Source organism: Streptomyces sp. 2131.1 (assembly GCF_900105515.1).
In the GTDB taxonomy this organism is placed as follows: domain Bacteria; phylum Actinomycetota; class Actinomycetes; order Streptomycetales; family Streptomycetaceae; genus Streptomyces; species Streptomyces drozdowiczii.
This window is the reverse complement of the sequence record NZ_FNSY01000001.1, coordinates 1355296-1368535: the sequence shown is the minus strand read 5'-3', so window position 1 is coordinate 1368535 and position 13240 is coordinate 1355296. Positions and strand designations below refer to the sequence as shown.

Here is a 13240-nt window from a genome sequence, read left to right as displayed (position 1 = left end):
CCGTATGAGTGCACCCGAGACTGAGACATCAAGCAAGGCTCCGAACGCCGGCAAGAAGGCCAAGGACCTCAACGAGGTCATCCGCTACACGCTGTGGTCCGTCTTCAAGCTGCGCGACGTCCTGCCCGCCGACACGGACCGCGCGGCCGTCGCCGGCGAGGTCCAGGAGCTGTTCGACCAGCTCGCGGCCAAGGACATCACCATCCGCGGCACGTACGACGTCTCGGGCCTGCGCGCCGACGCCGACCTTCTGATCTGGTGGCACGCGGAGACCGCGGACGAGCTCCAGGAGGCGTACAACCTCTTCCGCCGCACGGGTCTCGGGCGGCACTTGGAGCCGGTCTGGTCGAACATGGCGCTGCACCGCCCCGCCGAGTTCAACAAGTCGCACATCCCGGCGTTCCTCGCCGACGAGACGCCGCGCAACTACGTCAGCGTGTACCCCTTCGTGCGCTCTTACGACTGGTACCTGCTGCCCGACGAGGACCGCCGCCGCATGCTCGCGGACCACGGCAAGATGGCCCGCGGCTACCCCGACGTGCGCGCCAACACCGTCGCCTCGTTCTCGCTCGGCGACTACGAGTGGATGCTGGCCTTCGAGGCGGACGAGCTGTACCGCATCGTCGACCTGATGCGGCACCTCAGGGCCTCCGAGGCGCGGATGCACGTCCGCGAGGAGGTCCCCTTCTTCACCGGCCGGCGCAAGTCGGTCGCGGACCTGGTGGCCGGGCTCGCCTAGCGAACGGGCTTGTGACCACCCCAACCCGGAAGATCAGACGGCGGGCACACGGCACCTGGTGCCGTCCGCCGGTCCAGCGACACCGGGTTCGGCTCAGCGGTGCGGCGCGCTTCCCGCGCGCCGCACCGTTTGTCATTCGCGGGCGCCCAGCAGCTTCCGTACGCCTGTGCGGCCGGTCAGCGCGGCCCGCAGCGCGGGGTCGTCCACCGCGTCCACCCCGCGCACCGCGACCGTCACCAGCGTGTCGCCCGTCGCGCCGTCCCCCGGCACCGCGCACGCCGCCAGCAGCCGCTGCCCGGCCGGGGAGGCCCAGGAACCGTAGGGGTGCGCCTCGATCCGGGCTATGACCAGGCATCCGAGGGTCAGCGCGAGCGGCAGCGCGAACCAACCCGGGCGCCCGGTGTCCGGACCTCCCGGAACCAGGACGGCGGCGCCCAGCGCGGCCACCAGCAGCGCCGCCCCGCGTACCGCCCGCACCGCCGCGGCCATGTCCGCCCCGCGCGGCATCGCGAGACCGCGGTCGACGAGCCGGTCGGCCACGTCGCGTACGGCGTCCGCCGCGGCTGCCGACGCGCGCACCGGCCCTATCGGCGACTGGCCCTCCGGCCCGATGGCACGGATCACCGTGCGCTCCACCTCGTCGCGGCCCTCCGGATCGACGACGGTCGCCCAGCCGGTGTGGGCCAGCAGCAGTCGTCGCCGCAGATGCATGGAGACGAGTGCCAGATCGGCCACCCGGTGCGGTCCGCCGGCCAGGAACGCCGCCTCGTACAGCGTGAGTTGCCGGCCGCTGTCCCGGGGCGCGCGGCCCGGCCGCCGGGCACCCGCCAGGCAGAGCCGCACGCAGGAGACCCCCGCCGCACCCCATGCGACCAGCAACAACAGAAACGGGACCATGCCGGTGTTCTATGCGAGCGCGGGCCGCGGCGCCAGAGGTCGTCCAGCAGGTGGACGGCCGTCTCAGGAACTGCTGCTGCAGCTGGACCCGCCGCCGCAGCTGGACCCGCCGCCCCCGCAGCTGGAGCCGCCGCAACTGGACCCGCCGCCCCCGCAGCTCGACCCGCCGCCGCAGGACGAGCCGCCCCCGCAGCCGGAACCCGAGCTCCCGCCGCAGCTGCTCCCCGACGTGCTCCCGCAGCCGCCGCCCGGGGCCGACCCGGCGCACCAGGCCGTCGTCGCGAGCAGCAGCGCCGTGTCCGTGGAGCCGTGCGAGCCGTGGGACGGGGAGGCGGGGCGGATCCGGGCCGCAGTCACCAGGTGCGTCCGCAGCGCCGGGTCCGCGATGGTGCGCGGGCCGCCGGTCGCCACCAGGAACGCCGGATCGGTCCGGTGCGCCTGCGCGGCCCGGAACTCCTCCGCCGCCGTGCGTCCCGCCTTGGTGATCCGGGACCGGGCCACCGCCGCGCAGATCAGCCCGGTCAGCGCCCCGGCGATCAGGGGCGGGAATGTGAGGAGGAACAACGGCACGTCCGTGCCGGTGCCGTGGTCGTCCTCCAGGAACCGGCTGATGACCATGAAGAAGGCCACGGGCAGGCCCAGCAGACAGAGCACGCCCTGAGCCGTTCCCCACCGCCGCCACCGCGCGGCCGCGTCGGGCGGGGCCAGCAGTCCGCGCGCGGCGAGACCGTCACCGGTCTCCTGCACCGCCGCGTGCCGCATCACCGCCAGCCGCAGCGAGGCCAGCGCGCCGCTCGGCGCGGCGGCCAGCTCCTGGAGCACCGCGCGCTCCACCGGGTCGTGGGCGACCGGCCGCAGCACGGCGACGATGCCCGGACCGCCGACGTCCAGCCGGCCGTCCGCCTGCATCGCGGTGAGCGCCGTGTCGACGACCCGGCCGGGCCCGCCGTTCAGGAACGCCGCCTCGGACAGGTCGTGCACCGGCCCGCCCGGGCCCCGGCGGGCACGGACGAGACCGCGGATCAGCAGGACGGACGAGACGGCCAGGGCGAGGATCAGAAGGACAGGCAGCACGTTCATCCCCGTCACCGCCCCGCCAGCACGGAGCGGGCGGCCCGCACCAGCCGGGTGGTACGCCCGGGCGGCCGGGGCGCGGCCCGGTCCCGCCACCAGTGCGTCAGCCGGCGGCGGGCCGCGTCGTCCTCGGGGCGGTCCGCGACGAGCAGGTGCTCCGCGAAGTCCAGGGCGTCGCGCCGGTACCCCGCGGTCATGGGCCGCGCCCCGGCGTACGCGAGGAACGCCTCCCGGTAGCCGCTGCCCAGGATCTCCGGCAGTTCGGGCGCCACCTTCGCCACGACGTCCGCGCGCTTGGCGGCCAGCGCACGGCTCTGCACCCGGAGCCGCTGCCGGTCGAACCCCTTCGGCGCGGGCGTCCCGGCGACCAAGGCGGACAGCAGGGCGGTCTGCGCGACGGCGACACCGTCCCGTACGGACTCCGCGACGGGCACGGCGGGTGGGACCTCCTGGGCGGCCCAGGCCGCCGAGGCGCCCCGGCCCTCCGCCAGAGTCCCCCGGATCGCATCCAGCTCGCCCGCCAGCTCACCGGCCGGCGGGAACGCGTCGTCGCGCTCCAGCAGCACCCCCGGCGGGTCGACCCGGGAGCGCAGCTCGGCCAGCACGTCGAGCACCGGAGCGGTCACCGGGTGGGCGTGCGTGTCGTGCCACACGCCGTCCTTCTCGACCCCGCCCGCCACATGCACGTACGCGATGGCCTCCACCGGCAGCTCGTCGAGCGCGGTCGCCGGGTCCTCACCCCGGTTCACGTGGTTGGTGTGCAGATTGGCCACGTCGATCAGCAGCCGCACCCCGGTCCGCTCGACCAGCTCCGCGAGGAACTGCCCCTCGGTCAGCTCCTCGCCGGGCCAGGAGATCAGCGCCGCGATGTTCTCCAGGGCCAGCGGCACCGGCAGCGCGTCCTGCGCGATGCGCACGTTCTCGCACAGCACGTCCAGCGCCGCCCGGGTCCGCGCCACGGGCAGCAGATGCCCGGCCTCCAGCACCGGAGACCCGGTGCGCGCCCCGCCCGCCCGTACGAACGCGATGTGCTCGGTCACCAGCGGCGCGCCCAGCAGCGTGGCCCGGGCGGCGAGGTCTGCGAGCCTGCCCGGGTCCGGGCGGTCGGCCCCGCCGAGGCCCAGCGAGACCCCGTGCGGCACCACGGTGACCCCGCGCTCCCGCAGGCGTACCAGGGAGTCCGGCAGATGGTCGGCGCAGAGGTTCTCCGCGACCGCCTCGACCCAGTCGATCCCCGGCAGCGCCTCCACCTCGTCGGCGATCTCCGGCCGCCAGCCGATTCCGATGCCCAGCCTCATGCGGTCCCCCATATCGCTTCCCCCGTTCCGTGCAGGGGTGATGGCCCCGGAGCGCGGCCCTGAATCCGGAAGGGGTGACGTTCAGAGCTTCATTTGAGGTTCCGGCGCAACGCCCGCAAAAGCCGCCCGCGACCTCAGCGACCCCGCCGCAGCGCCGGGTGATCGGCGACCACCGTGCACGAGCCGGGCGCGATCTCCGTGAAGCCCGCGTCCCGCACGACGGGCAGCCCGCTCTCCGTGAGCTCCCGCCAGTCGCCGGGCGCCGCCGTGGCCACCGAGAGCGGGAAGCCCGCCTCGCGCCACGCCTTGCGCTCGGTCTCCGACAGCTCCCACCAGGCGAGCTGCGCCCCGTGCCCGACCTGCGCCATCTCCTTGCCGGCCGACATCCCGAGGTCCGGGTTGAGCCAGAGCACCGGGTGGGCCGGGCCGGGCGCGGCCGGCGGCTCCGGGTCGTCCAGGTCCGTCCCCGAGACCTGGAGCTTGGCCAGCTCCTTCGGCCAGCCGTCCAGGGGGACCGGTGGGAAGACCCGCACCTCGGCCTCCTCGCCCGTCACCGTGATCCCGGGCAGCGCGGACGCCTTGCGCCACTCGGCGCCCCGGGCCCGCCGGACCACCTTGCGGATGCGGGCGTCCTGCCAGTCCCGCATCACCCCCGCCCACTCGCCCTCGCCCACCGACCGCTCGTCGGAGAGCATCACCAGGACCGCGCGGGCGGCCGTGCGCAGGGCGTCGGTGCGGGCGGGAGGTGCGGCCTTCTCGATGTGCACCACCAACGGCAGTACGTACTGCGGTGCTTCGTCCCGGTTCGTCCGCTCGGACCGGAAAGGGCTGTCCACGGGCAGGGAGGCCGGCTCGGCGGACGGGGACGCGGGGGTGTCGTTGCTGCTCACCCGACCAGTCTGCCAGCCGCCCCGGACACCGTTCTTGGCGGAATGTATGGCTCCGGGCGAGGATGCCGCGTATGAAGAGCGATCTCTTTTCCAGTGAGCACATGGTCGAGCAGGCAACCGCCCCCGGGATGACGCTGCAGAACGCCAAATCCATCAAGTACGCGGTCAACGGGGAGATGCACGCGCGCCAGGGATCCATGGTCGCCTTCCGCGGCGAGCTGCAGTTCGAGCACAAGAGCCAGGGCATAGGCGGCCTGCTCAAGCGCGCGGTCACCGGCGAGGGGCTGCCGCTGATGGCCGTACGCGGCCTGGGCGAGGTGTGGTTGGCCCACGAGGCCGCCAACTGCTTCATCGTGGAGCTGGAGCAGGGTGACGCGCTCACCATCAACGGCCGCAACGTCCTGTGCTTCGACCCCACGCTCTCGTACGAGATCAAGACCGTGAAGGGTGCCGGGATGACCGGCGGCGGCCTCTTCAACAGCGTCTTCACCGGCCACGGCAAGCTGGGCCTGATGTGCGACGGCTACCCGATCGTCATCCCCGTCTCGCCCCAGCAGCCGGTCTTCGTCGACACGGACGCCGTCGTCGGCTGGAGCGCCCAGCTCCAGACCTCGCTGCACCGCTCGCAGAGCGTGGGCTCGATGATCCGGGGCGGCTCCGGGGAGGCCGTTCAACTGCGCCTGGACGGGCAGGGGTTCGTGATCGTACGGCCGAGCGAGCTGAAGCCCGAGAAGGCGTCGTCCCACTGAGCACCGGTACGGAGAACCTGCGGCTGCGGGGGGTCGGCCGCAGGTACGGCCTCACCGGGCCCTGGGTGCTGCGCGGGGTCGACCTCGCCCTGCCCGCGCGTTCCCTCGTCCGCGTCGAGGGCGCCAACGGCACCGGCAAGTCGACCCTCTTGCGGCTGCTGGCCGGGATCGACGCGCCCTCCGAGGGCCGGATCACGGGCCGCCGGCCGCGTACGGCGTACGTCCCCGAGCGGTTCCCGGCGGCCCTGCCCTTCACGGCGGCCGGGTATCTCGTCCACCTCGGCCGCGTCCAGGGGCTGCGGACGGCCGACGCGGCGGACCGGGCGCACGAGTGGCTCACCCGCTTCGGCGCCGCCGCGTACGCCCGGACCCCGCTCGCCGAGCTCTCCAAGGGCACCAGCCAGAAGGTCGCCGTCGCCCAGTCACTCCTCGCCGAACCGGAACTCCTTGTGCTCGACGAGGCGTGGACCGGCCTCGACACCGAGGCGCGCGGCGAGCTGGACCGGGCCGTGGCGGAGCGTGTGACCGCCGGGGCGACGGTCGTCTTCGTCGACCACGACCCGCGACGGCTGGCGGGCACGGTCGACACCGCGTACCGCTTCGAGGGGCTCGGCCTGACCACCGCGCCGCTCGCGGCCCTCGATCCCCGCGTACGCGTCGAGGCGACGGCCCCGCCGGGCACCCCGCTGCCGGCCGGGCTGCCCGGTGCTCCCGCGTACACCCTGGCCGCCGACGGGACGGCAAGCCTCTCGGTCCCGGCCGCGCACTCCGACGCCCTGCTCCGCGCGCTGCTCACGGCCCGGCCGCCGTGGCACATCGGGGGCGTGGCGCCGGTGCCGGACCCCCAGCCGCACCGCTCGACCACCCGGGACGGGGACCGCACACCATGACCGCGCTCATCCGCTACCAGGCCGACCTGCTCGTCCGGTCGCAGCGCTGGCTCGCCCCGGTACTGCTGTACCTGGCCTTCCTCGCCGTTGGCGTCCGCTCCGGAGAGCCCGTCCTCGACTCCCTCGGCTACACAGCCGCCGGGATGCTGCCGGTCACCGCGTGGCTGGTGCGCGTCTGCGTCACCCAGGAGCCGCCGGCCGCCCGGGCGGTCGTCGCGGCCGCGGCCGGCGGGCAGCCGAGGGCCCATCTGGCGGCCCTGCTCGCCGCGCTGGGGTGCGCCGGGCTGCTGGGGACGGCCGCGACCGCCGTGGTGCTGGCGATCAGCGACCCGGCCAGTACGGACCACTCGGTGCGGGTGCCCCTGCCGCCCGCCGGGGCCGCCGGACTCCTCGCGACCGCGTGCTGCGTGCTCCTGGGCGCGGCGACGGGCGCGCTGTGCGGCCGGCCGCTGCTGCACGGACGCGGCTGGTCCGTCGCGGCGACCGTGCTCGTGGCGCTGCTGGCGCTGGTGACCGCCGGGTCGCCCGCGAAGGCCGCGGTGACGGGCCTGGTCTCCGGTTCGCTGACCGGCACCGTCCATGTGCCGGTGCTCCCGCTGCTCGGGGCGGCCGCCGTCGCGGCCGCCGCGGTCGCGCTCGCCTGCCGGCTCACCGCGATGCGCGGGTGAGTAGGCTCGTACGCATGAGTGAGGACGGGAACGAGCGGGTGGCAGCGGAATCCGGGTCCTACTGCGAGACGGCCCCGGCCGGCACCCCGGAACGGGCCGAGGGGCCGCCATACGCCGAGTGCGTGCTGTGCCGGAAGCCGACCGAGTACGCCGAGTCGGTCAAGGGCATCACGCTGTGCCCGGTGTGCGAGTGGCAGGAGGCCCAGCGCGCGGCGTGCTCGGGCTGAGGTTCTTCAGCCCGCCATCAACTCGGACACCTTGACGAAGCGGTAGCCGCGCTTCCGTAGCTCCGGTACGACCCGGGCGACCGCGTCGGCGGTCACCGGCGCCGCGCTGCGGGTGCAGTGCATGACGACGAGCGAACCGGACCGCACCCCGTCCAGCACCTGCTCGGCGACCGCGTCGGCGTCCGTCGCGAAGGCGTCGCCGCTGACGACGTCCCACTGGACGGCGGTCACCTTCTCCGGCCCGAGGACGCGCAGCGTGTCGTCGTCGTAGCAGCCGCCGGGGAAGCGGAAGTACGGCACCACGTTGCGGGCGCCGGTCTCGCGGATCGCCCCGAAGGCCCGCCGCACCTCCTCGCGCACGCCGCCCTCCTCCACCGTGGGCAGCCCGTAGCAGGGCGTGGTGAAGGCGTAGTGGCTGTAGGAGTGGTTGCCGATCTCGAAGAGGGGATCGGTGCCGATGGAGCGGGCCTGGTCCGGGTACTCCTCGGCCCACCGCCCGGTCATGAACACAGTCGCGGGCACCTTCAGCCGGCGCAGCAGGGCGATCAGCTCCGGGTTGTCGAAGTGCTCACCGGCCGCCGCGCGCGGTCCCTCGTCGGCCGTCATGTCGGCGTCGAAGCTCAGGGCGACGACCTTGGCCGCGTGCTGGGGCCCGCGCTTGAACACGGGGGTCAGCCCGCCGGGCCCGGGGGCCATGACGGCGGGCCGCTCGGTGGCGGCCGAGGGGGAGGGGGAAGCGGAGGCCGGGGGCCGCTCTACGGCTGTACGGGGACCGGCCTGTCCGCATCCGACGAGCACCGCACCCAGCACTCCCGAAACAGCCATCTTGTGGGTAAATCTGATCATTTCCGGAAGCTAGACGATCGACCAGAAGGCGCGCGGGGCGGGCACGCCGACCGGGCTCCGCCCCACGCAGATGGCGTACGAGGTCTCAGCCCGTCAGCGCCACGGCCCCGTCACCGCGAACGTGGTGCCCGGCGTGTAGACGTTCACGTACATCGTCCCGTAGTCCGGTGCGAACGTGACGCCCGCGAACTCGCCCCACTCCGGTTCTTCCGGCGTCCCGGTGTTCTGCCGGCCGCGCGCCATCGGGTACACCTCGCCGCGCCGGGTCAGGCCGAACACGTGCTGGGCGCCGCCGCCGTCCTCACAGACCATCAGGCCGCCGTCGGGGGCCAGGGTGATGTTGTCGGGGGACTCGCCGGGCAGTTGGAGGTCGGTGTCCGGACCGAAGACGATGACCAGGGTCAGCCGGCGCCGGGCCGGGTCGTAGCGCCAGACCTGGCCGTAGTGGTCCGCCGCCGAACCCTCGTCGCGATGCGCGAAGCTGGAGACGAAGTAGACGCACGAGCCGCCCCAGTAGCAGCCCTCCAGCTTCTGGCCGTGGGTGATGCCCCCGGGGCCGAAGTCCTGGAACCTGATGGGCGTTTCGGCGGCCTGCGGATCCGGTACGGGGACCCACTCGACGCCCTCGAACGCCGTCCCGGTCTCCTGGACGGCCGAGAGGTCGGGCACCCCCGGCACCCGCATGGCCTCCAGCCGGCCGCCCGCGCGCAGCGAACCCGTACCGCCCAGCGGCTTTTTCGGCAGGAAGCGGTAGAAGAGGCCGAACGGCTTCTCGAACGCGTCCTCCGTCTCGTACACGGTCCCGTTGTGCGGGTCGATCGCGACGGCCTCGTGCTGGAAGCGGCCCATCGCGGTCAGCGGCACGGCACCGGTGCGGCGCGGATCGGCGCCGTCCACCTCGAAGACGTAGCCGTGGTCCTTGGTGTAGCCGTTGGTGCCGGCCCTGTCCTCGGTCTCCTCGCAGGTCAGCCAGGTGCCCCAGGGGGTGCGCCCGCCCGCGCAGTTCACCGCCGTGCCCGCGATCGCGACCCGTTCGGTCAGCACCCGGTTGTTGCCGTCGAGCTCCAGGGCCGTACAGCCGCCCTTGCCCATCGGGTCGTACGTGAGCCCCTCGACCGTCGGTACGGGGATCGCGGCGTCCACCCGGTTCTCGTGGTTGCGCACCAGCCGTACGTGCCCGCCCCTGGCCTTGAACGCGGCCATCCCGTCGCAGTGGCTGGGGACCCGGCCCTCGCCCGAGCGGAGCGCGTCGCCCTCCCGCGACAGCACCCGGTAGCGGAAGCCCTGCGGAAGGTCGAGCAGACCGTCCGGGTCCGGCACGAGCGGGCCGTAACCGCTGTGGCCGCGGGCGGCCGAGCTTCCCGCGAAGAGTTCGGTGAACGCCCCCGTGAAGGCGATGGAGACGGCGGCGGCGCCGCTCGCGGCCAAAACGTTTCGCCGGGTGGCGGCGGGGCGGGGTGCGACTGACATGAGCAACTCCCTGCTTGGGGGACAGGTGGCATGGCTTCGTCAAGAGCAGGCCTGCCCATCCGAGGCCATCGCTGAACGCTGTCACGCCGGGCAGTCCGGACCCGGGCCGACGCTCCGGGGCAGCAGCAGACGGAAGACGCAGCCGTAGCCCGGCCGGGTGTCGGGCTCCAGCCGCCCGCCGTGCGCCTCGGCGATCGTGGCGGCGATCGACAGGTCGAGCCCCGACCCCGGTTCGACGCCCTCCCCGGCCGCGGCGGGCCCCCGGTAGTACCGCTCGAACACCTGCCGCGCCGCGTCGGCCGCCAGCCCGGGACCGTCGTCCGCCACCTCCACCACGCACGCCGGCACCCCCGCGGTCAGCGCCGCCGTGGCGCTGCTGCGGCCGGGCCGGTCGGAAGAGCGCCAGCGCCTCGTTGACGGGCACCTGGGCGTTGCTGCCGGGGCGCAGCGAGATCTCCCGCTCGCCCTGGTACGCGCGGCCCTCCACGTACTCGTCGATCTTGATGAGCCAGGGCAGCTCCTCGGGCTTGTCGGCGGACAGGTCGTACTGCGTCCTCCCGCCGCCCCGGCCGCCGCCGGGCATCTGCCCGCCCTGTCCGTCCTGCCTGCCCTGGTCGCCCTGGTCTGCCCGGTCGCCCTGCGCGCCCTCGCCGCCGCCTGTCGGAGCGCCCGGCGCCTGCGCGCCGCCCGGCATTCCGCCCCGGCCGCCGCCCCGGTTCCCGCGCAGGGACATCAGCGTCGAGTTGCCCTTGAGCCGGATGCCGACGTCCTGGAGGAAGACCCCGTCGATCGTGAGGTCCGCCGGGATGGAGTCCTTCGTGCCGTCCTTCTCGAACTCCTTCATCATCTTGTCGAAGTCGGTCTGCTTGTACTCCAGTTGCACGGAGTGCTTCACCGACGTGTCGTACAGCCCTACCGTGCCCTTCACGTCCTCCGTGACCGGAAGGTGAACACGGCCGGTGCGCAAACGGCTGTGTCCCCGGACCGACGGCCCGGGGACACAGTGGGAGTGCGATCAGGCGAGCGACGCGCTCAGCGTGATCGTGGTGCCGGAAAGCGCCTGGCTGACCGGGCAGTTGGCCTTCGCGTCCTCGGCCGCCTTGACGAAGCCGGCCTCGTCGAGACCCGGCACGGTGCCCACCACGGTGAGGTGGATGCCCGTGATGCCGGTGCCGGGCTGGAAGGTGACATCGGCCTTCGTCTCCAGCCGGGCCGGCGGGGTGCCGGCGCCGCTGAGGCCGTGCGAGAGAGCCATCGAGAAGCAGCTGGAGTGGGCCGCGGCGATCAGCTCCTCCGGACTGGTCTTCCCGTTCGCCTCCTCCGCACGGGACGGCCAGGAGACCGGGTACTCGCCGATCCCGGACGAGTCGAGGGTGACGACCCCCTTGCCATCGAGGAGGTTGCCTTCCCACTCCGTGTGGGCGGTACGCGTGGTAGCCATGCTGGTCCCTTCGAACGGTGCGCGGTGGTACGGGACGGCGGGGCACGTCGTCGTGTCCCGCCGGTGGTACGTCCTTACGCCCCCGAACCTACTGCGCCACCAGCCCCTTCGCGTCGCGCGCCAGCGCCGTGAGACGGGAGATCGCCCGGAAGTACTTCTTCCGGTACCCGCCGTTCAGCATCTCCTCACTGAACAGCTCGTCGAAGGGCACCCCGGACGCGAGGACCGGCACCTCCCGGTCGTACAGCCGGTCCGCCAGCACCACGAGCCGCAGCGCGGTCGACTGGTCGGGCACCGGCCGCACGTCGGTCAGGCACACCGCCTTCACCCCGTCCGTCAGCGCCCCGTACCGGCTGGGGTGGACGCGGGCCAGGTGGTCGAGGAGCGAGGGGAAGTCGTCCAGGGCGGCGCCCGGCGTGGCGTACGCGGCCCTGGTGACCTGTTCGTCCGAGTACGGCGGCGGGGCCTCGGGCAGCCCGCGGTGGCGGTAGTCCTCGCCGTCGATGCGCAGCGGCCGGAAGTGCGCGGAGAGCCCCTGGATCTCGCGCAGGAAGTCGGCGGCGGCGAACCGGCCCTCACCGAGCTTGCCCGGCAGCGTGTTGGAGGTCGCGGCCAGTGCGACGCCCTCCTCGACCAGCCGGCTCAGCAGCGAGGACACCAGCACGGTGTCGCCCGGGTCGTCCAGCTCGAACTCGTCGATGCACAGCAGCCGGTGCCCGCTCAGCGTCCGCACGGTCTGCTGGAAGCCGAGGGCGCCCACCAGGTTCGTCAGCTCGACGAACGTGCCGAACGCCTTCAGCTCGGGCGCGGCCGGCGTGGCGTGCCAGAGGGAGGCGAGCAGGTGGGTCTTGCCGACCCCGTAGCCGCCGTCGAGGTAGACCCCGCGCGGCCCGGACGGCTGGACCGTCCTGCGGCCGAACCGCCCACCCGTCGCCCGCCACCACCCCTCAAGGGATGCGCTTCGCGCTCTTCCTGACTTGCCCGCCCCCATCGCGTGCGCCCCGCCGAGGCCGGCGGCGAAGTCGCTCAGGACCCGGACCGCCTCGGTCTGGCTCGGCTGGTTCGGGTCGGGTACGTACGTATCGAAACGCACCGAGTCGAAGCGCGGCGGCGGCACCATCTCGGCGACCAGACGGTCGGCGGGGACGTGCGGCTCGCGGGCGCACAGGGACAGCGGGGCCGTTTCGGCTATGGGGCTGGACCCCGGCACGGCGTGGGAGGACGACACAACGGTCAAGCTTACGACCCGTGCCAGACTGCCGGACATGCGACGCCTGTTCCCTGTGACCGACCTGACAGCGGCCGAAGCCCCGGGCGAATGGAGCCTGGACGATCTCGCCGACGCCTACGCCTACCCCCGTACGGACGGCCCCTGGCTCCGCGCCAACATGGTCTCGACCCTCGACGGGGCCGCCCAGCACGACGGCCGCTCCCAGCCGATCTCCTGCGAGAGCGACATGCGGATCTTCGGCACGCTGCGCGGCCTGGCCGACGTGGTGATCGCCGGCGCCGAGACCGTACGTCAGGAGGGCTACCGGCCGGCCAGGGCCCGGGACGCCTTCGCGGCGCGGCGGGCGGCGGCCGGCCAGACGCCCGCGCCCGCCGTCGCCGTGGTCAGCGGCAGCCTGGACCTGGACTTCTCGCTCCCGCTCTTCGTCTCGCCGCTGGTCCCGACGCTCGTGCTGACCGGGGCGGGCGCGCCCCCGGACCGGATCGCGACGGCCCGGAAGGCGGGCGCCGAGGTCGTGATCGCTGGGGAGGGTTCGCGCGTCGATCCGGCCCGCGCCGTGGCGGAGCTGGCCGACCGGGGGCACCGGCGGCTGCTGACCGAGGGCGGGCCCCGGCTGCTCGGGCAGTTCGTGGCCCGGGACGTGCTGGACGAGCTGTGCCTGACCGTCGCGCCGCTGCTCACGGCGGGGGACGCGCAGCGGATCGCGGGCGGGCCCGCGGTGGAGGTGCCGAAACGATTCGCCCTGGACGCGCTGCTGGAGGAGGACGGGTTCCTCTTCTCGCGGTACCGCCGCTCCTGACACCCGGCCGTCCCGGTACGC

The 13240-nt window shown here is 73.9% G+C and carries 14 protein-coding genes and 2 pseudogenes; 6 read left to right on the top strand and 10 right to left on the bottom strand.

The genetic code is table 11. From position 1 onward, the window contains the following. Positions 1–4 precede the first annotated feature (4 nt). A complete protein-coding gene (gene hemQ, locus BLW14_RS06125) occupies positions 5–739 on the top strand; it encodes a hydrogen peroxide-dependent heme synthase (protein ID WP_093705117.1) in 735 nt (244 codons plus the stop codon). Positions 740–871: 132 nt separating this feature from the next. Here hemQ and BLW14_RS06120 read toward each other — a convergent pair whose 3' ends face one another. From BLW14_RS06120 to BLW14_RS06105, 4 genes are all read right to left on the bottom strand, one after another. Continuing rightward, a complete protein-coding gene (locus BLW14_RS06120; RefSeq protein ID WP_093705115.1) occupies positions 872–1636 on the bottom strand; it encodes a TIGR04222 domain-containing membrane protein in 765 nt (254 codons plus the stop codon). Positions 1637–1699: 63 nt separating this feature from the next. Then, positions 1700–2806, bottom strand: a complete 1107-nt coding sequence (locus BLW14_RS06115) for a TIGR04222 domain-containing membrane protein (RefSeq protein ID WP_093705113.1) — start codon at positions 2804–2806, stop codon at positions 1700–1702. Beyond that, positions 2722–4008: an MbnB/TglH/ChrH family RiPP precursor modification enzyme gene (locus BLW14_RS06110; RefSeq protein WP_093710652.1), complete on the bottom strand. Its 1287-nt coding sequence runs from the start codon at positions 4006–4008 to the stop codon at positions 2722–2724. Before BLW14_RS06110 ends, BLW14_RS06115 begins: the two co-directional genes overlap by 85 nt. Before the next feature lie 134 nt (positions 4009–4142). Further along, on the bottom strand, positions 4143–4898 hold the full coding sequence (locus BLW14_RS06105) for a peptidyl-tRNA hydrolase (protein WP_093705111.1): 756 nt from the start codon (positions 4896–4898) through the stop codon (positions 4143–4145). 71 nt (positions 4899–4969) lie between these two features. Between BLW14_RS06105 and BLW14_RS06100 the strand changes: the two genes are divergently transcribed. The 4 genes from BLW14_RS06100 to BLW14_RS06085 all read left to right on the top strand — a co-directional run bounded on the left by BLW14_RS06100 (position 4970) and on the right by BLW14_RS06085 (position 7432). Further along, entirely contained in the window at positions 4970–5647 is a 678-nt protein-coding gene (locus BLW14_RS06100; RefSeq protein ID WP_093705109.1) for an AIM24 family protein, read from the top strand. 65 nt (positions 5648–5712) lie between these two features. Next, on the top strand, positions 5713–6537 hold the full coding sequence (locus tag BLW14_RS06095) for an ATP-binding cassette domain-containing protein (RefSeq protein ID WP_256332695.1): 825 nt from the start codon (positions 5713–5715) through the stop codon (positions 6535–6537). Further along, positions 6534–7205 carry an ABC transporter gene (locus BLW14_RS06090; RefSeq protein WP_093705107.1) on the top strand — a complete coding sequence of 224 codons (672 nt, stop codon included), beginning with the start codon at positions 6534–6536 and terminating at the stop codon, positions 7203–7205. The genes BLW14_RS06095 and BLW14_RS06090 overlap by 4 nt, the downstream gene beginning before the upstream one ends. A gap of 14 nt (positions 7206–7219) precedes the next feature. Next, positions 7220–7432: a hypothetical protein gene (locus BLW14_RS06085; protein ID WP_256332694.1), complete on the top strand. Its 213-nt coding sequence runs from the start codon at positions 7220–7222 to the stop codon at positions 7430–7432. Between the two features lie 6 nt (positions 7433–7438). On the opposite strand, the gene BLW14_RS06080 is transcribed toward BLW14_RS06085, so the two are convergent. From BLW14_RS06080 to zapE, 6 genes and pseudogenes are all read right to left on the bottom strand, one after another. Then, a complete protein-coding gene (locus BLW14_RS06080; protein WP_256332693.1) occupies positions 7439–8278 on the bottom strand; it encodes a polysaccharide deacetylase family protein in 840 nt (279 codons plus the stop codon). Positions 8279–8371: 93 nt separating this feature from the next. Continuing rightward, a complete protein-coding gene (locus BLW14_RS06075; RefSeq protein WP_093705103.1) occupies positions 8372–9748 on the bottom strand; it encodes an alkaline phosphatase PhoX in 1377 nt (458 codons plus the stop codon). An 81-nt stretch (positions 9749–9829) separates the two neighbouring features. Beyond that, positions 9830–10144, bottom strand: a pseudogene (locus tag BLW14_RS06070) (sensor histidine kinase); the annotation flags it as partial. Between the two features lies 1 nt (position 10145). Beyond that, a pseudogene (locus BLW14_RS35020) lies at positions 10146–10688 on the bottom strand (spore coat protein CotH); the annotation flags it as partial. A 75-nt stretch (positions 10689–10763) separates the two neighbouring features. Then, a complete protein-coding gene (locus BLW14_RS06060) occupies positions 10764–11189 on the bottom strand; it encodes an OsmC family protein (protein WP_093705101.1) in 426 nt (141 codons plus the stop codon). Positions 11190–11277: 88 nt separating this feature from the next. Then, positions 11278–12417, bottom strand: coding sequence for a cell division protein ZapE (gene zapE / locus BLW14_RS06055; RefSeq protein WP_093705100.1), 1140 nt, complete (start codon positions 12415–12417; stop codon positions 11278–11280). A gap of 37 nt (positions 12418–12454) precedes the next feature. Here zapE and BLW14_RS06050 point away from each other — a divergent pair, with 37 nt between their 5' ends. Next, positions 12455–13219, top strand: coding sequence for a pyrimidine reductase family protein (locus BLW14_RS06050; RefSeq protein ID WP_218137681.1), 765 nt, complete (start codon positions 12455–12457; stop codon positions 13217–13219). Positions 13220–13240 lie beyond the last annotated feature (21 nt).